We start from the raw sequence: 21,989 nt of genomic DNA, 5'->3' as shown, positions 1-21,989 counted from the left end.
TATGGATGAATATTTGAAGACATTGCTAGAACAGATTCGATGCAAGAAGGCTCGGCCATATATACGACAGGAATTGCAGAATCATATGGAAGATCAGATTGAGGCAAACATTCATGCTGGCATGGACTACGAGAGTGCGGAAAAAGAGGCTGTTAAGGATATGGGAGATCCTGTCGAGGCGGGAATTTCACTTGACCGGATTCACAAGCCACAGATTGCATGGAAGCTCCTTTTTATGATCGCTTTAATTAGTGTAGCTGGAATTGTGACGCATATAATGATTGCAACGCATATGGATGGGGCAGATGCATTTGCTTCCAGTAGATATGTGATTCATGTATTGGTGGGAATTGTAGTCAGGATGGTCTTATATTTTATGGACTATACATTATTAGCAAGATATTCTAAGTTGATTGCTGTTATATTATTGGCGACATGTTTACTAACCTTGTTTTTTGGAGTTAGCATAAATGGTATGACATATTACATGAATATTGGTGGAAGGGTCATATCCATACAGGCATTGATGTTGTTTTATGTTCCGATTTACGGGGGAGTCATTTACCAGTATCATGGATTAGGGTATAAGGGAGTCATGAAAGCAGTAGCTTGGATGGTGCTGCCGGTTCTTCTTGTCATTCGGATGCCTGCAACAATGACAGCAGGTTTGATGTTGACATCGATGCTTGTGATGTTGACAATAGCTGTTTTGAAAGACTGGTTTATCATTTCGAAGAAAAAAACGATAGCCGGATTATGGGGGATTTTTATGGTTCTGCCAGTTGTGAGTTTCTTTGGGATGTATTTTGGAAATGTCCTGGCGTCATACCAGAAAGCACGTATACAGGCATTTGTTTCTAACACTGGAGATGCAAATTATTTGACTGCAACAATACGTTCGTTTTTGAAAACAAATAAAATGATAGGAAGTAGTGGAGCAGATGTTTCGGAAAAATTGCCCGGGTTTAATGCAGATTATCTGCTAACGTATTTGTCATCTACATACGGAATGATCGTAGCGATACTTGTATGCTGTGTCTTAGCTGTTTTAATACTTTTTGTTTTTGGAACAGCTTTGAAACAGAAGAACCAATTAGGTATGATGATGGGGTGTGGATGTGGCATGATTTTCCTTGTAAGTTTTCTGATAAATGTATTAGAAAATTTAGGGGCATTTCCGCCAACAGCGACATTTCTTCCATTCTTATCTGCAGGTGGAAGTTATATTGTTGTTTCATACGGGCTAATTGGTATCGTATTAAGCATATACAGGTACAAAAATGTTTATCCGCGACATGTAAAAGTCAAAATGCCACATATAAAAATGACGATTGATTTATAATCTGACAGAATAATGCTCAGAGCAAGGACGTTTAGACGATACAGTCTGAGATCTATATTTTATGTCGAGTTATACTAGACTTCTGGTCAATATCGTGAATAATTGATGGATAGCAAGAACGCTTCAAACATGATGAAAAGCCCAGGGTAAAAATGAGAGAAACCAGAAATCTGAGAGAAGTATAGGAAAATACTTCTTGAGTGTTTTGTGGTGGATGGAAATTGGTTTTGACATATTGAGGAATTAATGATAATATAATCATAGAAAAGGTGCTACCGATAGACGGTTAGCCCACATAATGATTAGTTAAGAAAATAACCGTTCAGTTTGCAGGCTGGGGCGGTTATTTTTTTGCGTGATTGCATCCTATTGCGTAACCAAGTCCAAAGGCTGTTAAGCATAAGCTGATGACAGCAATCAGACCTTCGAGAGTCAACATTAGCATCCCCTCCTTTAGCAAGATTTCCGCAGATAGTCTGGGGATTTCTATGTAAACAGAGGGTCACAGTCCCTCTGGAGAAGGACTAACCGCCTACCGTGAATGGTAGCACCATAGGATGATTATAACAAAGGATGTTTGAGAAGACAAGTTCAGGATTGGAGAAATAGATTGTCTTTAATTTTTTTGTTCAGGGTTTCTTTTCGAATGATTAATAATTTGGTACAATCATTAATGTATATTGAATTTGTGGGATTGAAAAAATATAAGGAGCATGAAAATGATTCATTTTGGATTTTCGTATATTGGGTTGATTTTTCTGTTAATGTTGTTTTTTTCCAATATAATTTGGACAAAGCATAAACCGAAGGATTATGAGAAGTATGTTGTAAATGAAAATAAAGTATTCCTTAATCCGTGAAACTCATTATCCCCAATTTATGGCGTATACCCGATAAATACTGGGTGTAACACGGTTTCATTTCTTGTTTCTTTTTTCACCCAATGGGTGAAGATAAAAACATATGACTTTCTCTTTTTTCCTATGTTTTTTGCACGTCATATAGTAAAATATAAGTATTATTATATGAGGTGGATACTTATGAAAAAGCTTGTAATCGAATTCTCCAATGAAAGACTAATTACTCCCAGTGGATTATCTCTTGTGGGACAGATGCTTGGTAAAAGCAGCTTCATTAAAAAGTGCAATAACATGAAGGTTGACGGCAAACGTTTCCAGTGCCAAATCAAAAATGGATATATTCTTCTTTCTTACATCGGACTTCTTTGTCAGGGCAAGACTTCTTATGATGCTATCAATGAGATGTCTGATGATCCTGAGTATTACAGGCTTGCTCTTGGTATCACAAGGGCGATTCCTTCTGCTGAGACCTTACGTCGGCGTATGGATGACATAGGCTCTTCCTTAAGGGAAGAAGTCCTAAATGCAAATGTTGACATGTTTCATACCTTCAATGTCCAGCCTTCCGCATTGGAGTCCGGGTTAGTTCCTTTGGATCTTGATGTCACTCCTATGGATAATTCAAAAACTCATAAGGAAGGAGTTGCACACACATACAAATGTTTTGACGGTTATGCACCAATGATGGCATACATTGGCACAGAGGGCTTTCTCGTAAATACGGAGCTACGGGAAGGAAGTCAGCATTGCCAGTGTAATACACCTGCATTTTTAAAGCAAACACTTCAGCTTGGACATCAACTGACAGACAGGCAACTGTTGGTTCGTATGGACGCAGGGAATGATGCTGCTGAAAACTTAGGCATTCTAATCGAAGACGGTTCTTGGTTTATTGTAAAAAGAAATCTTCGAAGAGGCGAATCCAAAGAAGATTGGATTCGCACAGTAAAGGAATGCTGTAAGGACATCCGCAATCCCCGTGATGGTAAAACTGTTTACATTGGTTCTTCATGGAAAGATGTAGCGTATACAGATTCCGAAGGAGTATCCAAAACCATTACCATGCGTATTGTATATGAGGTAATTGAACGAACAACCGATAAAAACGGGCAGTTTCTTCTGGTTCCGGATATTGAGTGCAATACCATATGGACCAATCCGGGCTGGAGCGATGATGATATCATAAATGGCTATCATGCTCATGGCGAATGCGAACAGTTTCACAGTAAAATCAAGACAGATATGGATGTTGAAAGACTTCCATCCGGCAAATTTGATACAAATGAGCTGGTCCTTGAACTAACTGTGCTTGCGTATAATATTTTGCGTCTAATAGGTCAGGAGTCACTAAAAAGTAAGCGGGCTCCTAAAACAAAACATCCTGTCAAAAGAAGACGAATCAGAACCGTGACAGGAAATCTGATTCAAATCGCCGGACATGTAACAACCCATGGACGACGGATCATTCTGGCAATTGGCTGCAGTAATGTGTGGCGGCATGCATTTATGGATGTTTATAATCGTTTTGCTTTGGCCTAAAAAACATAAAACAGAAAAAGGCTTGTTAAGGTACGCCATTTTTTCGCTTTATAGGCTGAAAATAGATATAACTTACGCAACAAACAGGAATTGTGTACTTGAATTCGGTGTAAAACAGTGAATTACATCTATTCTAAGCAGTTCCTGTAAAAAAATAACTGAGTTTCACGGATTCAGGTAATAAAAAATCTATTGAAAAATTAGGATTATATTAGAGAATATTTGAGTCACATAATTCCTTTGACGGGGAATATTGAAACCGTTTGTTTGCTTTCAAGGAAACCTTGATTTTCTGCGGTTTGTAGAGTATTAAGGAAGAAAAATGGATGTGTGTTTTGTAGCTTTATGAATGAATTTTCGCTGGGTATCGAAAAAATATTTTGCAGAATTAAAGGCTTAGTAGCTATACTTCATTAATGGTAGGCAGTCAAAATAATGGCTGTCTATTTTCGTGCAAGAAATAAAGAACTCACGCATGAACTCCTACGGCTGTGGGTCCCACAAGCATCCACAGCACAACCATTTCTGGTCTTCGTACTTCTAAACCGTGTACCAGACAGATGAGATGCAGACTATTCATCAGATCGGTGTTTCGCACACCGGAAATTGGCAATACATTAAAAGTTATCAATAATGATCAGACTGTCCGGATATAATGTTTGCAGTATTTTATAATGTGATTCGAATAATTCTGTTTCTGTCATTTCGGCTGTATCCGAAGCAAATTCCAGTTCTGCGATACATTTTTTCATCTATGCTTTCATCCAGCAAGACTTCCATCTGGGAGCGGGCCTGTAATTCGTTGATGAGATTTGGAACGACTGATAAGGGATTTGGATAATCAGGTGGCATAATATTTTCGTAGATTGGTTCACAATGTAAAAAGACGATACAATGTCAGCGTACACAGGGAATAGAACTTGTTCGAGAGGGAACTGTTGCATTTTTTGCAACAGTTCAAATGGAAGGTGACAGACAGGTTCTGATTGATGAATATTCTCTGGATGCTCAGAAAGCCAGAATCTTTGCCTATCAGACCCGGTAGGAATTATGCCCGCCAGCATAGTTTCCAATTTCCTGCAAGTTTTGCTTATCGCTTCTGTTAGTTGATTAATATTTGATTTATAAGAGAAAATGTTGTAGAATTTCTTGTACATAGCAGGAAAAAGAGGTGCGGAATATGCCATACATGGGTGTCTGTATTCCCACAATGACCAGATGCATATCATTCAGATGAAGTTGAGAAGGATTAGAAAAGGTTAGAAATGTATAAAGAAAAAATTATTCAGATATTTAAAAGCCCGGCCATTGCAGATATCTTCCGCTGGTCACGTTCCGTATATTTGTCCATTATATGGATTTGCATATTAAATTTCTTCTTCTCCGGCAGTTCCCTTGTCATTACACTTTCGACAAAGGGGTTGATTGACGGCGCCGTCAGCCACAATGCCGGGCAGGTGAAGGCGTACGCCGGGATCATGATCATGGCAATCCTTGTAATCCGGCTTTGTTCGGCAGTGGGCAGTATATTGAATACAAAAACAGGCGCAATTCTGCTGAAGGATATGCGCTCTATGGTGTTGCGATGTTTGTTAAGTAAGCAATACGCTTCACTTCATGGCTATCACAGTGGAGAACTGGTAAATCGTATGTTCTCTGACGTGAGTGTGGTGAAAAACGGCATTATGGGAATTGTTCCGCAGCTTGTCTCCATGGCGGTCAGTTTTATTGGTGCAGCTGTGATTTTGATTTCGATGGATTGGCACTTTGTGGTGCTTTTGATCGTGGGCGGCTTATTAGGGCTGGCACTTATTGTTGTTTTCAAAACGTCGATGTTATCCCTGCATAAGGCAGTGCAGGAGAGTGAGGGCAGACTGCATGCGATTCTACAGGAGACATTGCAGAATCTGCGTCTCATCAAAGCCAGTGGTTCGGAAGCACGCATGGAGCGTCAGGCAGATTTGCGTCAGCAGGATTTTTTAAAGGTTCAACTAAAACGAGGGTACTTTTCCGGCGGAATGAATGCTGCCATCGGTACCTTGTTTCAACTGTCCTGGCTTTTTTGTATGTTGTTGGGATGCATAGGTATCTACAAAGGGATGTTGACTTATGGATCTCTGGCCGCTATCATTCAGCTGGTAGGGCAGATCCAGGGACCCATTGCCTCGGCAGCGGACATTGCATCTCAAGCGTATGGAATGATTTCTTCAGCGGAACGTCTGAAGGAACTTTTGGATCTTCCGGAAGAGGAAGAAAATGTAAAAGTTTCCGGGCAGCAATTATATCAGAGTTTAAACAAGATACGAATATCCGATCTCTCATTCAATTATGGAAGAGAAGCGGTACTGAAAAATGTAAATGCAGAGATTTACCCGGGGGATTTTGTTGCGGTAACTGGTTTGTCAGGCAGTGGAAAAAGCACCTTATTTCAGATGCTTCTTGGTATTTATCAGCCTACGGCAGGAAAAGTGGAGTTTTGTTTTTCGGACCGTGTTGAGATGGCTTCCAAACATACGAGACCTCTTTTTGCCTATGTGCCGCAGGGAAATACGCTGTTTTCCGGAACATTGCGTGAGAATCTTCTGTTGTTTACCGATTCTGCTTCTGAAGGAGAAATACGAAATGCCGCAACAGCTGCCTGTATTGATTCCCTGATTGAAACTCTGGATCGGGGCCTGGATACCGTGTTGGGAGAACGGGGCATCGGTCTTTCAGAAGGGCAGGCACAGCGTGTTGCAGTAGCAAGAGCGCTGCTGTCAAAGGCACCAATTCTGCTTTTGGATGAAAGCACCAGTGCTTTGGATGAGGAAACAGAAGCGAAGCTGCTTTCCAATCTTAATCATATGAAAGAGAAAACCTGTTTTATCGTCACTCACAGAAAAGCTGCACTTGGAATCTGTGATTATCGGCTTCAAATTGAGGATGGACGGGTTACAAAACGAAAAATTTGTTTGTGATAAAGAAAGAGAAGGTGCATCTATGCCTGATTCCAGTACAGAGGCTAAGTCAAAACAAACCATTCTATTATCCCGATTATCTGTGATTCTGCCTGTTGTGGCGGGTGTGATGCTGTTTGCTCTTTTGGCGTTTCTGTTTGTGAATGTCAATTTTGAGATATGGCAGAGCCGGACAGACGATAGTCTGGTCGTAGTCGAGGAGGATTCCTGCCGTGAGGTTGAAAATGCAGATGCCCCGATTGGTGTGATCAGGGAATATACATTTACCATCAATGAAGGTCTGAAGATGGATACATATCTTTCTTTTTATACTGTCCATCAATATGCCGAAGTTTACATAGACGGACAGCTTGTGTATAGCATGAAACCCTCCGGGGAGCTGTTCACCAGGACCATTGGCGGTAACTGGTCGATGATACCGCTTTACCGGGAGGACGCAGGGAAAGAGATCCGTGTCAATATTATTCCCGTGTATGAAAGTTTCCGTGACAGAGAGGTTCAGTTCCTGGTGGGTTCCAGACTTAGTGTCTTCTTAGACCGTTTGCATCAGGACTGGCCGCAGCTTCTTTTGAGCGTCATGGCAATTTTTGTCGGTATCGTGTTTTGCTGCATGGCAGTGTATAAAATGATCTATGAACGCAGTGACGGCGGACTTGCTGCCTTTGGACTGTTCTCTGTTATGGCAGGACTCTGGCGGCTGACGGATACAAGGTTTACGCCGTTTTTTGCACCGGAAAAACCTGTACTTATGTTTTATATATCGGTTGCCATGCTGATGATCGGTATGGTGCCGCTGATTAAGTCTATGGAGGCACGGTTTCATAAAATCAGCCGCTGCATGTTGGACGTTTACTGTATCGCAGTGGCAGTGATCTGTATCGTACAGCTGCTGTTTCAAATAATCGGCGGTGTAGATCTGCGGGAGAATTTTTATATCGTCCACCTTGTGATCGGTTTTGGCGCTGTACTCTTTGTGGGAAATGTGATTTATGACCGTGTAAAATACCCTAAAAACCAGAAAGGAAACGTAAGCTCCAAATTCGCCCTTATTTTGGTGGCGGGTGTAGTGGCAGACGTTGCTGCCTTTTATGTGAGGGGGACATCCTCCGGTCTGCTGTTTTCACTGCTGGCCATGCTCATCTACATTATCCTTACGGGTGTGAAGATGATGTTTAACTATATCAGGCAGGAAAAGCAGCTTGCGGAACAGGAAAGGATACTGGCGGAGAAAGAACGGCAGCTTACAGAAAACCGTATTTCTACCATGATCAGCCAGATCCGGCCGCATTTTATTTACAATACCCTTGGCAGTATCGAGCAGCTTTGTGAGCTTCAGCCGGAAGCTGCCGCAAAGCTGGTACACAACTTTTCCTGTTATCTTCGCGGAAATTTCAGTGAGTTGGACAACCATACACCGATCCGTCTGTCAAAGGAGATAGAACATACCCGATACTATGTCAGCATTGAGCAGATCCGTTTCCCTGACATAGAAATCCGCTTTGATCTGCAGTCCGGTGATTTTCTTCTCCCGGCACTGTCCGTGCAGCCTTTGGTTGAAAATGCCATTAAGCATGGGCTGATGAAGCTGCCGGAAGGCGGCACAGTGACGATTTCCTCCTGCGAAACAGATGCCCATTACTGTGTCAGCGTGGAGGATAACGGTGCAGGTTTTGCTACGTCTATTTTGCTTGATGAGAGAAAACATATCGGTCTGCGGAACATCCGTGGACGGGTAGAAGCCATGTGCGGCGGTACGCTGACCGTGGAAAGTACACCGGGGGTTGGAACAAAAGTGGAAATCTCAATTCCGAAAGGGGTAAAAGGATGATTGCAATCACAGTAGATGACGAGCCTTTGATGCTGTACGCACTTTCCAAGGCGGTAAAGGCATCTCCCGATATAACATCGGTTACGGCATTTGGTTCCTGTAAAGAAGCACTGGAATGGGTGCGGAACAATCCAATAGATGTGGCATTTCTGGATATTGATATGCGTGGAATGGGCGGTCTTGTCCTTGCCCAGAAAATGATGGAGCTTTACCCTGACTGCAAGATTGTGTTCTGTACCGGATATGAGAAGTATGCGGTGGCGGCGATCAAGCTCCGGGTATCCGGTTATCTGATGAAACCTATTTCCGCTGAGGATGTGCAGGAGGAAATCGATCATATCAAGGGCGTCCAGGCAAAGGAAAATCGACTGACAGTAAAATGCTTTGGCAACTTTGAAGTGTATTCCCACGGGGAGAAACTGGCGTTTAAGAGAACCAAAACAAAAGAACTTCTTGCGTTCCTTGTGGACCGGAAAGGTGCTGGTGTGACCGGCAGAGAGATTAGTGCAAGGCTGTGGCCGAACAACGGAAATGAAGAAAAAAACCATAATTATCTTCGCCAGCTTTTCTTTGACCTGCGGCAGACACTGGAAGCCGTTGGCGTGGATGCCATCGTTATCCAGAGCAATTACAGCTATTCCCTGGACATTGAGAAGATTGATTGCGACTACTATACCTATCTGGAAACCGGGAAACCGGAGTTTTGCGGCGAGTATATGGAACAATACAGTTGGGCAGAGGAAACATGTGGCCTGCTATGGGAAAAGAGTCACTTTTAATCAGGAAACGACAGATGCGAAATTACGGAAGGATGCCATGGAGTGTTTTGACTCCCGTGATAAAAATTTCGCTTCAGGCAAAAGAAAAAAGTTTCTTCCGGGGAATTTGTAACAGGTTTGTGACACACCGGATGTTATAATATGGCTGAACTATGGAATAGGAGTACTTAAGTGGACAATAAATGATTTGTTTTACAGAGTGGATTTTTGAATCAGGGCTTTTGAATCACCCTGATCTACAGAAAAATGATAGATGAAAATGGGGAGGAAAACGGATGAGTGATAAAATGAAACCGCAGAAAAATAAACTGCTGGTAAATGTACGTGGACTTCTGCTTGGACTCTGTCTTGTTATGGGAGTAGGCATTGGGTTTGTGTATGCGGCGGATGATACTTCGGATAATAGAAAACTGCAGAACGGCAGTTTTGAGGAAGGACAGACCTTTACAGCTACTTATTTACAACCGGATCAATCCGCTGTCCCCTCCTGGAGTACTACCGCGTTTCAGGGGAAGATTGAATTATTCAGGAAAAACACAAATACCTATATTACAGGTGTTACATTGGAACCTAAAGACGGAACTTATGCGGCGGAGCTGAATGCAGACGAAGAGAGTACCTTGTATCAGAATGTAAAGACCAGCCCCTCCAGCGTCTATGAATGGGGGTTGGATCACGGTGCCCGCAACGGTACTGATATTATGGCGCTGGTGATCGGACCGAAGCAGAGTTTCGATCCGTCAAAACCAAGTAAGGACGGGCGTGATCAGCTGATGCAGATGGTGGACTGGCTGAATATAGATAACAGCACAATTACGGCGGGAGCAGAACCGAAGCAGTACACCGTTTACAGTAAAAAGTTTGCAGCCAATGGAACATTTGAAGATAATGCAGGAAATAATGCCTTTAGTCTGACACCGAGTACCATTTATACGGAAGAATGGCACATCTGGATCATGGCATCCAGCAAAGCAACAAGCGGCACCAATCCATGGAACTCTTATGGATCCAATGCAGAGGGATCTGCCGGAAGTTCGAATGGAAATGGCAGTACAACGGTCGATTTGAGCAAGTATTATCTCTATACTGTACCGGCAGGGCAGACGGATACGCTGTTTGGTTTTGTATCTGTAGGATATGTCGGTTCCAGTACAACAGCAGATAAAGCAAAGACCTACGGTAACTTTCTGGATAATATTAATTTCCAGCTTTATCATCCTTTGTCCGGCAGTACCACCACCCACGGAAGTGCGGTTGTTGGAGGAAGTGATGGATCATCTTCAGGTGGGGGAAGCTCCAGCGGTCATACCGTAACGGTGGACGGCAAGCTTTCCACCTATGTGACTGACGGCCAGCCGCTGAAAATTCAGGCTGTTATAAAGAAAGCGGATGCGGATGCCGGATGCGAGTTTGTCGGTGTGTATTATACAAAACAGGATGAAAAGGGAAATCCGAAGACCGTATTTTTACAACTGGCAGGAAACGAAATCGAAGATACCGGCAGCCTGACTGATGAACAGAAAAAGGGGAAATGGATCAAACCGACGAATACGGACGGTGATACCATTTATACCTATTATTTGGAAAACATCACATCCGCAACAGATCTGCACTTTGTCTTCATCAAGAACCCCACCATCACCTATGACCCTAATGGCGGTAAGGAGTACGTGGTGGAAAGAACCTACAACACAAAAGAAGCACCGAATGTGTACAGCTTCAAACCGGCTGTGCTTACAGGAAATACGAGCGGAGTGGATGCAACGACTGGTGCCACGCCGAGTAACAAACCGACGGAGATGTTTATTTCCCCATATGTATCCCATGCGGCGGAAGGTCAGAATGACGGCTGGAAATTTATGGGCTGGCTGCTGACCGGAGATAAATTAGAAAAAACTGGCGAAAAAGAAACACATGTAAATGCGGATCAGTTGGGCAAGTTAATACTTCCAGCCGTACATACCATAGCATGTAATTACTCTGTCAGTGGAGCAACAGAAGAGACAGCAGCACAGCATTTTAACATTTATAATGGAAACGTGTCATTGACGCAAACAATTAATAAAACGGGTAATGAGATTGATGGCGTGACCTGGAAAGATAACGGAGAAGAAAGGGCGTACGCCAATGACCACAAAGGTCTTACCATGGTGGCACAGTGGCGTTGGCTTCAGGCATTTATACCGCAGGTGGGCAGAGGCAAGAACTACACGGATTCTGCTAATGGCGGAACTGTTGAAATTACCAGTGTGACAGATACATCCGATACGAATTATAATGCTGCATATAACGCAAACGGTGGAAAATCCTACCATGCGGAAACTGATGAAACGATCACAGCCACAGCAACGGCAAAAGATGGCTTTACCTTTGAGGGCTGGTATGATGCAAGCGGAAAATTAATTACCACAAATACTACCTACACCTATGTGGAAACCAAGGAAAGTGTCAATACCTACTATGCAAGATTTTCCGGAAGTGTGACCCAGACCTATATCCGGCAGGTGAAAAACGGAGATACTTGGGAAGATACAACAGACGATAAGATTGGTACACTTGGTCGTTACACATACACTGATGCTGTGGGAACGCCAATCAGTTCTACAGCAACTGCGGGAACCGGTTATAAATTTGTTGGCTGGTATGATTCAACTGGCAACAAAGTTGCGGATGATATGCTGATTAACAACGGTGCAACCATCAGTTACACCACCACAGGTAACGCCACATACTATGCACGTTTTGAAACCGCCTATACGGTCAATTTCGCGGCACAGACGAAGCAGGCTGACGGAAGCTTCAAGACGGATACTGTCGGCGGAAAGGTTTCCGTGGCATCTGTCACAGATGTGGACGGTACTGCGGCAAGCTCCAAAGCAACAGCAAATTCCGGATATACATTCCTCGGCTGGTATGATAAGAATGGCAATCAGCTAAGCACGAATGCGACCTATTCGACAACAACGACATCAGCGACTAACGGAGTCACTTACTACGCGAGGTTTGAAATCGTGTACAATCCGACTGTTGACAGTCAGGTGTATCTCTCCTTTGTTGCAGAGAGCAGTTCGGTTGGTATTCCATCTGCATTTAATGGAATAAACGCTGGAACGGGAATAAACGCGAAAGGTTATGGTCTGGATAACAAATTTGGCAATACGATTTCTACCGGATTTAAGTATTCCCTCAACACCATGACGGATGTGAGTACCATCCAGATCACGGTAACTGTACCGGCTTCGGCTTATGTGAAGGTCGGCGGAACAGGTAAGTTTACCGGAAATGGAACTTCTATTCTCACCGACAGTGCAGGAGTTAAACATAATAAGGGAAGTATCCAGCAGATCAGTGGTGCGACAACACTTACCTATTACTGGGATGCATCAGGACTGCAGGCCAATACAACCTATGGCTTTATCATTGACAACCTTTATGCGCCGGGAGCAACAGCTACAATTACTGTTAATGGAACGGCAGGAACCAAGGTGACCAATGACAATGGCGTGGTGAACACGGCTTCGGGAAAGTACAGACGTAAATCACACTATCCACAATAATTGAGACACAGAAGTGTTTCCGGAATGAGAATAATAAAACAGTACTAAAAAACAAGGATGTGTAAATGCTATATTTATGCATCCTTATTGAGGAAGAAGGGGAAGCCAGAAGATGATTTATGAGATTGCCGGATTGAAAGTAAAGATGAAGCCGAAATTTGGACGGTTGATGCGGCAGAGTGAATCTTACAGATCTTCCGGCGAACCGGTGATGACAGTAAGACCGAATCCTTATGATGAAGCACGTGTTGTGATGAAAAGGCCTTCAGAAGAAGAGCGGGAATATATTTGCTGCAGTGCAGCATTTTGCCGGGAGATTATAGAACATGGTCGTTTTTTTCTCCATGCATCGGCGGTGGTCCATGATGGAGAAGCCTATCTCTTCTCGGCGCCTTCGGGTACGGGAAAGTCAACCCATACGGCATTATGGCGAACTCTATATCCGGACAGCTATATTCTGAATGATGATAAGCCGGTGATCTGGCCGAAGAAAGAACAGATTACCGTATGGGGAACTCCCTTTGCAGGAAAGACAGACTTGCAGGTCAATCGAGGGGTTCCGTTAAAAGGCATCTGTTTTTTGAAGCAGGGAAATGAGAATCAGATACAGCAGGTGACAGGGGACCAGGCACTGGCTTTGATGCTCAATAATACCTGGCGTCCCAGGAGTAATGAAGAAATGAATCTTTTACTGGACATGATGGAACAGGTAGTGTCGCAGATTAATGTATATGAGATGAGCTGCAAAAGAGAACCGGAAGCGGCCAAACTCTCATACAGAGTGATGAAAGGAAAGTGATTTTGATGGATAAGAAAGGAAGAATATATGAACCGCCAAGGGCGAAGATTTATCGATTTGATGATAATGACCAGATTTTGACAGACAGTAATGGACCAGGCGGAGGAGGTTCAACTACAACACCAACACCCGCACCCACTGCGGAATATGCAGCAAATGCGTTGAATCAACTTTTTGGTGGAACCAATACAACCATAGAATAATCAATCAAAATATGAAAGTACACAGAAAGGACAGCTATGCGTCTGATAGAAGATCATATTTTAAGAAAGGTACATGAAAATGTGGTACTTGTACCACTTTCTGACACAGAGACAGATTTTAATGGTATGATTGCGCTGAATCATACCGGTGAGTTTATTTGCAGAATGCTGCAGCAGGATACAGACAGAGACAGCCTGATCGAAGGTCTGGCACAGGAATATGGAACAGAGCCGGAGCAGGTGGCAGCAGATGTGGATACATTTTTGGCAGAACTGGATTCCTGCCATGTGCTGATACGATGAAAACGACGGGGAATATAGAACAGTGTCTGCAGGAACTCGGGTTTGCAGTTGTGCCGATAAAAGGCACCAGTATGTGGCCGCTTTTGAAAGAAGGCAAGTGTCGGGTAAAGGTTACGGCAGCAGAGGGAAAGATATTAAAAAAGGGGGACATTGTTCTTTATCGAAGAAAAGATGGCACGCTGGTTTTGCACCGGATTATGAAAGTCGAAGAGGATGGATTCCGGGTGTGTGGAGATCACCAGTGGAAGCTGGATGAAAAGGTACAGGAAGACCAGATCCTTGCCGCAGCGCAGGGATTTTTCAGAAATGGACATTATATAGATGAAAGAACATGGTGGTATCGGTTATACAAAAAGTTCTGGACCGAGAATTTAACGGTACGCAGATGTTGCCTTGCCTTTTTGCGGCTGAGTGGTCTGGAAAAGAGAAGTCTAAAACAACTGTGAAAATATTGAACAGTTACAGTGAAAAATAAACAGGAGAGGGGGAAGTGCCTGATGTCTATGGAAAAACTGAATGTCATTCAATTTATACAGTTATTTATCGGATATATTGGATTTACGGCAGGACTTCCTGCTTTTGTTTTTTACCACAAAGTAAAAAGATTTCCTGCGGCAGTACGTTTTCTGATCTATTTTACCATCGGTAATTTCTATGTGATCAATCTGGTGCAGGTTTTGGAACTGCTCCACATTTCGTATCGGATCACACTCTCCCTGTTTACATTTGTCCCGGCAGTTTTATTGATTGTAAAGATTTATCAGATCCCGGTAACTTCATATATGATGAAAGTGCTGGGAGAGTGCAGGCACTATATTTTGCGTGAACTCGGCTTCAAGAGTTTTATGAGGAACAGATGGCAGGAAATCAAAGTGTTTCTCCGGATGGTTACAAGAAATCTATGGCGTCTTTTAAAAGAAAATTTTCTGGACATTCCATTTCTTGTGATTTTTGCACTGCTTGTGTGGAAAGTCTGCGGACCTGGGATTTTGCATAACTGGGGATATGGAGCCTCGGACATCCCGGTGCACAACTACTGGATCAACGGGCTTATTGAGAATAATATCTATGTAGCGGGAATCTATCCTATGGGAATGCACTGTATGCTGTACTATCTGTCTGCCATGACGGGAATTCCGGTATACGTGATACTGCGTCTGTTCTGGCTGGTTCAGTACAGTATGATTGCCGTGATGATTCTGGTGTTTTTGAAAGGACACTGTAAAACAAGATTCCTTCCTTATCTGGGAATCATGCTGTTTGTGGGTGCCAAATATTTTAATGGTATTTCCTATTCCCGATATGGAGCAACGCTTCCCCAGGAATTTGGAATGCTGTACATTCTTCCGTCTATCTTTTTTGTGATGGAATTCTTTAAGACCAGAAAAGAAGAACTGGAAGAAGGAATTAATAGAATTCGCTGCACTTCATCCTGGTATCTGCTTGGGTTTGCCATGAGTTTTTCGCTGACATTGACCTCTCACTTTTACGATACGATTATCGCAGGTGTGATCTGTATCGGTATTGCAGTTGGTTACGGGTACTGGATCTGGAGAAAAGAATATTTTCTTCGCATTCTGCTGGCAGGAATTCTGAGTATTCTGCTGGCGTTCCTTCCCATGGCAGTGGCTTTCCTGACTGGTAAAGAATTGCAGGGTTCCATGTACTGGGCAATGAATGTTATTGGACTGAGAGATTATACCGTTCTGATATTCCGAATCATTTGTGTCGGTGTTGTTGCTATGACGGTGGGCGGAGTGATACTTGTAGCCCAGGGAATCAAAAGCGGCAAGATTTCATTTGAAGATAAGAAAGTACCACGGCATTTGCTGATCGTAAAATTGATTCTTCAGCTCTTTAATCTGGTACCTCTGGCAGCGATACTTCTGATCGGTTGGAAATATAGAGAAACTATCTTATGGGGATGCAAGCAGAATGTATTTGCATTACCGGATATGAACTTGGTTCTGTACGGAATCGGTGCAGCATTAGGCATTGGTGTGATTCAGAGATATTTGATTGAACCGATGCGGGGAGCCGGAATCTTTTCAATGGTTATCGCAGAAATTATTCTGGGACTGATTCTTGTGAGCGGTGCTCTCGGCTGGCCGATGCTGATGGAGCCTTACCGGGCGAGTATCTATCTGGCGTATCTGATCCCGGTTGTGATTATCATGACATTGGATGGTGTGGTGAATCTTCTGTTTCTGGATTGGCTTGCGGATACACGGCAGGTAGTAGGATTGATCCTGACGGTGATTGTAATCTTTAACAGTACAAAGTATGACTGGATTCGAGGATCTTTTGGAGGCGGAAGTCTGGAGATGAACGAAGCCATCCTCTGTACCACCAATATCATGAAGGACAACGAAGGACAGGATAACAAATGGACCATCGTGTCTGCCAATGATGAACTTCGTATGATAGAAGAATATGGACGCCATACAGAAACCATTGAGTTTCTGGAAGACATGGAATACTGGAATCGAACCAAGGAAGTGACGATTCCTACGGAAAAGGTGTATTTCTATATAGAAAAGAAACCTCTGAACTATGCCAACGGGTACGGAGGAGAGATTCCTGTAGTGTCGGAAGAACAGGCAGCGCAGCCACTTCCGCAAAACTCCGGACTGGCTCCTTATAATGGACCGAGGCGTTCGATTACCATGTCCAGAATGTATTACTGGGCACAGAAGTTTATGGAACTGTATCCCAATGAACTGAAGGTTTATTTTGAAAATGACAGGTTTGTCTGTTATTATATAGAGCAGAATATATATCGACTGTATAATTTTGCAATCTATTATGGCTATAACTAATGAGAATGTGAACAGAAGATGGAGTAAACTATGGATATCATGCTTGTAGGCGGAGTATCGCCTATGATGAGAAAGCTTTCATTAAAACTGTATAAGGAAGGGCATAAAATCTATGTGCTGTCGGGAAGCCGGAATCCATCCAATCATTTTGAATATGCATTTGAACGGTATGATTTTCCCTATGACAATGCTTCCGTGGAAGAGGTATTCAGGAGTGTCAAGCCGGATGTGACGATTTTGCTCGGTGCATTTGACGGGAATCTGTCTGGAGAAGATCCCAAAAGAGAAGCGATTCAGTACGCGGCAGGCCTGCAGAATATCCTGCTTTCCTGGTCTGTACTGGAGAGAGGGCGGCTGGTCTACTTATCTTCGTCAGAGGTGTATGGGAATTCTTATCAGATACCGGTGACGGAGGATGTCCGGCCGGTTCCCGGAGGGATCCGGCCCCGGATGATCTTCCAGGGGGAGGAGAGCTGTCGGTTCTATCGGAGACAGCTGAAGAAGGATGTGGTGATCCTGCGTCTGGACAGACTGTATGACGTTCCGAAGAATCAGAGGGAAGCGACATCTGGCGTCTGTCAGAGCAAGTGCCTGGATGCCTTTCAGAAAGGTTCTGTCACCTATCGGAGCAATTATCGATACGGGCTTACCTATATAGGGGATGCGGTGGAGAGCATCTATCAGCTGGTGGCGTGTAAGAGACACCGGTATGTACTCTATCATGTGTCTTCCGGTGAGGGGTATTCTGAAAAGCAGGTCGCAGATGCTATTGAGACGTATCTGGGAAATGACCTGGAGAAGGTTGACAATACGACGGAGGAACAGAAGTCGGTGATCTTGTCAAATGAGAGGCTCAGGGAAGAATTTGGCTTTGAGATTTCCTGTGGGCCGGAGGAGATTATCGAGAAGACACTCTCCTATATGAAGAAGCACAGTGGACAGTTCCTGGACAGCAACCATCAGGGATGGGATATCTGGCACAGGATCTATTTTAGAACCATGGAGCTTTTCGGCGCGCTGGTCCCATATATAGAGAACCTGGTGTTGTTCATTCCTTTTTTCATGCTGAACAACCGTGCGACGGGAAGCCGGTATTTCTCCAAGATCGATTTTTATCTGATCTATGTCCTGCTGTTTGCAGTGGTGCATGGACAGAGACAGGCAACGTTTTCGGCTCTGCTTGCCATGGCTGGCTATCTGTTCCGGCAGATGTACAGCAAGTCCGGCATTGAGGTAGTTACGGATTACAATACGTATGTATGGATCGCAGAAATATTCATCGTAGGCCTGGTAGTAGGGTATATGAAGGATCAGCTTAAATTCCAGCAGGAGGAGAAAGCACAGGAGGTGGATTTCCTGTCGGAGCGTGTGGGAGATATTGCCGACATCAACGACAGCAATCTCCGCGTAAAGGAAGGGCTGATCACCCAGGTGGTAAACTATGATTACAGTCTGGGTACCGTTTATGATCTGGCAGAGCAGCTGGAAGAGGATCATCCGACGAAAATTCTGTTCCATGCCATTGAGATGATCCGGGACTTTATGGATTGCCAGGATGTCTCGCTTTACCGTATTGACAGAGAAAAATATGGAAGATTGTTCGGAAGGACTTCCCAAAAAGCCGGTTCCATGGGATATACAGTATATCTTCCGGATAAAGAACCGCTGTATGAAGCATTTACCAGACAGGAAGTGTATCTGAACCGGAATCTGGATCCGGAGTATCCCGTCATGGCCTGCGGTATCTATGAAGGGGAACAGATCGAGATGATGATCCTGCTCTGGAGTATCCCCTTTGAGCGGATGACGATCGGGGAAGCGAACCGTCTGGTCGTCATCAGTAAGATGATCCAGAAAGCAGTGGAAAGGTCAGCAGCGTATTACGATCTCCTGAAAAATGAAAAGTATCAGGATGAGGGACCGGTACTGAAGGCAGAGGAGTTCGAGGAACTGGTTGTCACCTATCACGAAGCCGGAGAAAAGGGTCTGACGGAATATATTCTGCTGCAGGTGGTCTTCGCAGAAGGCGGTATGGAAAACGCAGGCAGCATCATTGCCGGAATACTTCGCCATACAGACTATATCGGTTATAGAGATGACGGCCATCTCTACATCCTTCTTACCAGTACGGACAGAAAAGGCTGTGGTTTGGTTCAGAACCATCTGGCGCAGAAGGGGATTCGAACTGTTATTCGTGAGGAGATTGGATTATGACACGCAGTGGTATCATCTTTTGCGCAGTGCTTTTTCTGAATGCACTGATCGCAGTGGGATATCTGCTCTGGTATCTGCTCTTTAAAAAAGACGAGGATAATCGCAGACAGTATGTGATGCACATGGTGATCATGCTGATCTGTCCGGTGGTTGGAATTCTGTATTTTTTGTTCGGTTTTCTGAAGTATCATTTTATAAAACTGGGTGAAAGAGATCTGTCAGATGTGGAATTTAGTAAAAAGCGGCATGTTCCGAGGATAAAAGCCGATGAGGAGCGAGAACGGAACATTGTAGCGGTGGAAGAGTCCATCCTGGTGTCGGATCAGGAAAAGATGCGTACAAACATGTTGAATGTGCTTCTGGGAGAGACAGAGGAATCTCTTTCGGCTATTGCCCTTGCTCTGGACAGTGATGATTCAGAAGTTGCACATTATGCAGCATCGTTTTTGCAGAACAGAATGGACAGATACCGTGAATATGTGAGAAGGATGCAGCAGAAGATCGAGGAAGAAGATATTCAGGAAGATGAATGCCAGCAGCAGATACTGAAGCTGATCGGATATATGAATCAGATGCTGAAGCAGAAGGTATTCGTACAGGTGGAGCAGAGGGATTATGTTGACCAGATGGAGAAGCTTTGTGAAAAACTTTTTCAAAATGCAAGAGAGAGGATCCTGCCGGCCTGCTATGAATGTGTCCTGGGCAGAATCCTGGAACTGAGAGAATATGAGAGAGCAGAGCTGTGGGGAGATCGTTTTTTCGAACAGTATCCGGATCAGCTGTCTTCCTACACGCTCAGGCTGAAACTGTATTTTGAGACAGGCCGGAAAGATGAATTTTTTGAGGTTCTGGATCAGCTGAAGACATCTACGGTGGTGGTTGACAACCAGACACTGGAACTTATACGTATGATCCAGAGATAGAGGAGAACTGTACAGAAAGGAGGAAGGCTTATGCTGTCAAAACGTAATTTTGCGATGATGATGACCATGGTGGTCGTCGTGCTGGCACTCTTCCTTTCTTCAGTCGTATTAAAAGAATACTTTAATGATTATGATGTCAATCACGCGGCAGATACAGAGCTGATCGAAAAAAAAGAGCAAAAGTCTGATCAGCAGGCTGCTGTCCAGGCAGGACAACAGGTTCTTTATATCGGGGCAATGGATAACGGTTACTACCGTGTCATCAAAGAGTGGGCAGGATATCGAAAAAAATATCTGCAGGTGCGCACATCTTTGGATGGGACATATGGAGGCGTACCATATCTGCTCCTGGACGGAGCACTGCTTGAGCGTCAGACAGAAGAGATGACGAAGAAGCTGTCCCGGTATGTAGAACAGGGAGGAGTTGTCATCTTCTGCCGTCTTCCTTCCTACCATACCATCAGAGACTGTGCTGTACTGCAGGAGCTTCTCGGTATCCAGCAGCTGCGGGGGGAATCGGTAAGATTGCATGAGATTCGTCTCTACAGCGGATTCCTGCTGGGAGGCGAGACCTGCTATTCCTTTGAGGGAGTAAAAGAACCGGAAGTGGTGGATATGGAGAGGGAGATCCCGTGGTACGATATTTCTTCCCGCACCAAATCTTATATGGTAGGATTTGTCTCTGCGGAGGAAAAGACTTCCATGAATCTGAACAATGAGGACATGCCGGCGATCATCTGGAGAAGCAATATGGGCACAGGCTCAGTATTTGCCGTCAATGGGGACTATATGGAAGGGGAAGCTGCCTTAGGCATACTGGACGCCATGATTTATGAAGCAGAAGATTACGCGTTATATTCGGTGGTAAATGCGCAGAATCTGCTTGTGACAGGCTTTCCGGATCTGACTGATGAGAATGAAGAAGCATTGGCGGAGGCTTATGGTATGACGAGCCGGCAGTTCTGCCGGGATGTCCTCTGGCCCTCTCTGGCAGCAGCTTCACAGAAAGGAAGCTGGAAGATCACCTCTTTTCTGTCAGTAAAACAAAGTGACCATTCTCAGAATGAACCGAAGAAGAGTGATCTGATCGACTATCTGAAATTTTTTAATGAAGAATCAGCAGAAGCAGGAGTCTGCCTGGGACGGATGGAGAGTGAGGATCTTCGGTGGTCCGTGGAGGATGAGCGAAGTATCCTGGATAGCTGGGAAGTGCAGTACGCTTTTGCAGGCGGGTACATCCGTAAGGAGAATAAGGAGAAGCTCGCCCGGTTGATCGACCGGACCGGCCACATGGAATATTTTCAGGATATTCGCACCGTTGTGGGAGAATATGAGAGGGATGTGCAGATCCTGTCCTGGCTGACCGATCAGATCACGCTCCAGAACGCAACAGCAGATGCTTACATGCATACCTACAAGGACAGTCTGCGCCTGAAAAGTCTGGAGACGGCACTGGGCTACAGCAATGTCCAGGCAGATATCTACCGGGTATTATGGCCGGAAAGCGAACTGGATGAATGGGAAAAGGTAGCGGAGAAGATGGCATCCTATATTGACACCTACTGGAAACCTTTTGCCGCTTTTGATAAGACGACCATCAGTGAGAGCGATGGCAGAGTCCGCAATTTCCTGAACGGAAACGTGGAGAGTACCAGAACAGGGGACGGTATCTCCATTCAGGCAAAGGATTTTACCGGGGATGCATATCTTTTGCTTCGGACTCACGGGGAAAAGCCGGGGGAGATGACCGGCGGAACCTGGCAGGAGGTGGAAGAACACACTTACCTTCTTACGTTGACCGAAGAGAAGGCTTCCATTACTCTGGTACCGGATACAGAGCTTTACTATAGAGAATAACAGGAGAAG

General features: G+C 44.3%; 15 protein-coding genes. 14 read left to right on the top strand and 1 reads right to left on the bottom strand.

The features are described from left to right. Window position 1 precedes the first annotated feature (1 nt). Together ACTNDS_RS13090 and ACTNDS_RS13085 are read left to right on the top strand one after the other, a co-directional pair. Window positions 2–1,342 carry an FtsW/RodA/SpoVE family cell cycle protein gene (locus ACTNDS_RS13090; protein ID WP_441036254.1) on the top strand — a complete coding sequence of 447 codons (1,341 nt, stop codon included), beginning with the start codon at window positions 2–4 and terminating at the stop codon, window positions 1,340–1,342. Between the two features lie 983 nt (window positions 1,343–2,325). Next, window positions 2,326–3,741 carry an IS1380 family transposase gene (locus ACTNDS_RS13085; RefSeq protein ID WP_441036253.1) on the top strand — a complete coding sequence of 472 codons (1,416 nt, stop codon included), beginning with the start codon at window positions 2,326–2,328 and terminating at the stop codon, window positions 3,739–3,741. A gap of 617 nt (window positions 3,742–4,358) precedes the next feature. Here the strand turns inward: ACTNDS_RS13085 and ACTNDS_RS13080 are convergent. Next, window positions 4,359–4,493, bottom strand: coding sequence for a hypothetical protein (locus ACTNDS_RS13080; RefSeq protein WP_441036251.1), 135 nt, complete (start codon window positions 4,491–4,493; stop codon window positions 4,359–4,361). 513 nt (window positions 4,494–5,006) lie between these two features. Between ACTNDS_RS13080 and ACTNDS_RS13075 the strand changes: the two genes are divergently transcribed. The 12 genes from ACTNDS_RS13075 (at window position 5,007) to ACTNDS_RS13020 (ending at window position 21,980) form a co-directional block, all read left to right on the top strand. Then, window positions 5,007–6,698 carry an ABC transporter ATP-binding protein gene (locus ACTNDS_RS13075; protein WP_441036249.1) on the top strand — a complete coding sequence of 564 codons (1,692 nt, stop codon included), beginning with the start codon at window positions 5,007–5,009 and terminating at the stop codon, window positions 6,696–6,698. A 22-nt stretch (window positions 6,699–6,720) separates the two neighbouring features. Next, entirely contained in the window at window positions 6,721–8,526 is a 1,806-nt protein-coding gene (locus tag ACTNDS_RS13070; RefSeq protein WP_441036247.1) for a sensor histidine kinase, read from the top strand. Further along, entirely contained in the window at window positions 8,523–9,305 is a 783-nt protein-coding gene (locus ACTNDS_RS13065) for a response regulator (RefSeq protein ID WP_441036246.1), read from the top strand. The genes ACTNDS_RS13070 and ACTNDS_RS13065 overlap by 4 nt, the downstream gene beginning before the upstream one ends. A gap of 275 nt (window positions 9,306–9,580) precedes the next feature. Beyond that, window positions 9,581–12,862, top strand: a complete 3,282-nt coding sequence (locus ACTNDS_RS13060) for an InlB B-repeat-containing protein (protein ID WP_441036244.1) — start codon at window positions 9,581–9,583, stop codon at window positions 12,860–12,862. A gap of 112 nt (window positions 12,863–12,974) precedes the next feature. Next, window positions 12,975–13,661, top strand: a complete 687-nt coding sequence (locus ACTNDS_RS13055) for a hypothetical protein (RefSeq protein WP_441036242.1) — start codon at window positions 12,975–12,977, stop codon at window positions 13,659–13,661. Window positions 13,662–13,663: 2 nt separating this feature from the next. Continuing rightward, the gene (locus tag ACTNDS_RS13050; RefSeq protein WP_441036240.1) at window positions 13,664–13,864 is read left to right on the top strand and encodes a hypothetical protein; all 201 of its coding nucleotides are present in this window, start codon (window positions 13,664–13,666) and stop codon (window positions 13,862–13,864) included. A 36-nt stretch (window positions 13,865–13,900) separates the two neighbouring features. After that, window positions 13,901–14,167: a PqqD family protein gene (locus ACTNDS_RS13045; protein ID WP_441036239.1), complete on the top strand. Its 267-nt coding sequence runs from the start codon at window positions 13,901–13,903 to the stop codon at window positions 14,165–14,167. Next, window positions 14,164–14,613, top strand: coding sequence for a S24/S26 family peptidase (locus tag ACTNDS_RS13040; protein WP_441036237.1), 450 nt, complete (start codon window positions 14,164–14,166; stop codon window positions 14,611–14,613). Before ACTNDS_RS13045 ends, ACTNDS_RS13040 begins: the two co-directional genes overlap by 4 nt. A gap of 51 nt (window positions 14,614–14,664) precedes the next feature. Next, the gene (locus ACTNDS_RS13035; protein WP_441036235.1) at window positions 14,665–16,986 is read left to right on the top strand and encodes a hypothetical protein; all 2,322 of its coding nucleotides are present in this window, start codon (window positions 14,665–14,667) and stop codon (window positions 16,984–16,986) included. A gap of 30 nt (window positions 16,987–17,016) precedes the next feature. Beyond that, complete coding sequence (locus ACTNDS_RS13030) at window positions 17,017–19,200, top strand: NAD-dependent epimerase/dehydratase family protein (protein ID WP_441036233.1); 2,184 nt, start codon at window positions 17,017–17,019, stop codon at window positions 19,198–19,200. Beyond that, complete coding sequence (locus ACTNDS_RS13025; protein WP_441036231.1) at window positions 19,197–20,123, top strand: hypothetical protein; 927 nt, start codon at window positions 19,197–19,199, stop codon at window positions 20,121–20,123. The genes ACTNDS_RS13030 and ACTNDS_RS13025 overlap by 4 nt, the downstream gene beginning before the upstream one ends. Window positions 20,124–20,153: 30 nt before the next feature. Then, window positions 20,154–21,980, top strand: coding sequence for a DUF2194 domain-containing protein (locus ACTNDS_RS13020; RefSeq protein WP_441036229.1), 1,827 nt, complete (start codon window positions 20,154–20,156; stop codon window positions 21,978–21,980). Window positions 21,981–21,989: the final 9 nt, after the last annotated feature.

The sequence above is a fragment of the Blautia sp. HCP3S3_C12 genome, from assembly GCF_052064155.1.
GTDB lineage: Bacteria > Bacillota > Clostridia > Lachnospirales > Lachnospiraceae > Blautia_A.
This window is presented reverse-complemented; position numbering and strand designations above follow the sequence as displayed.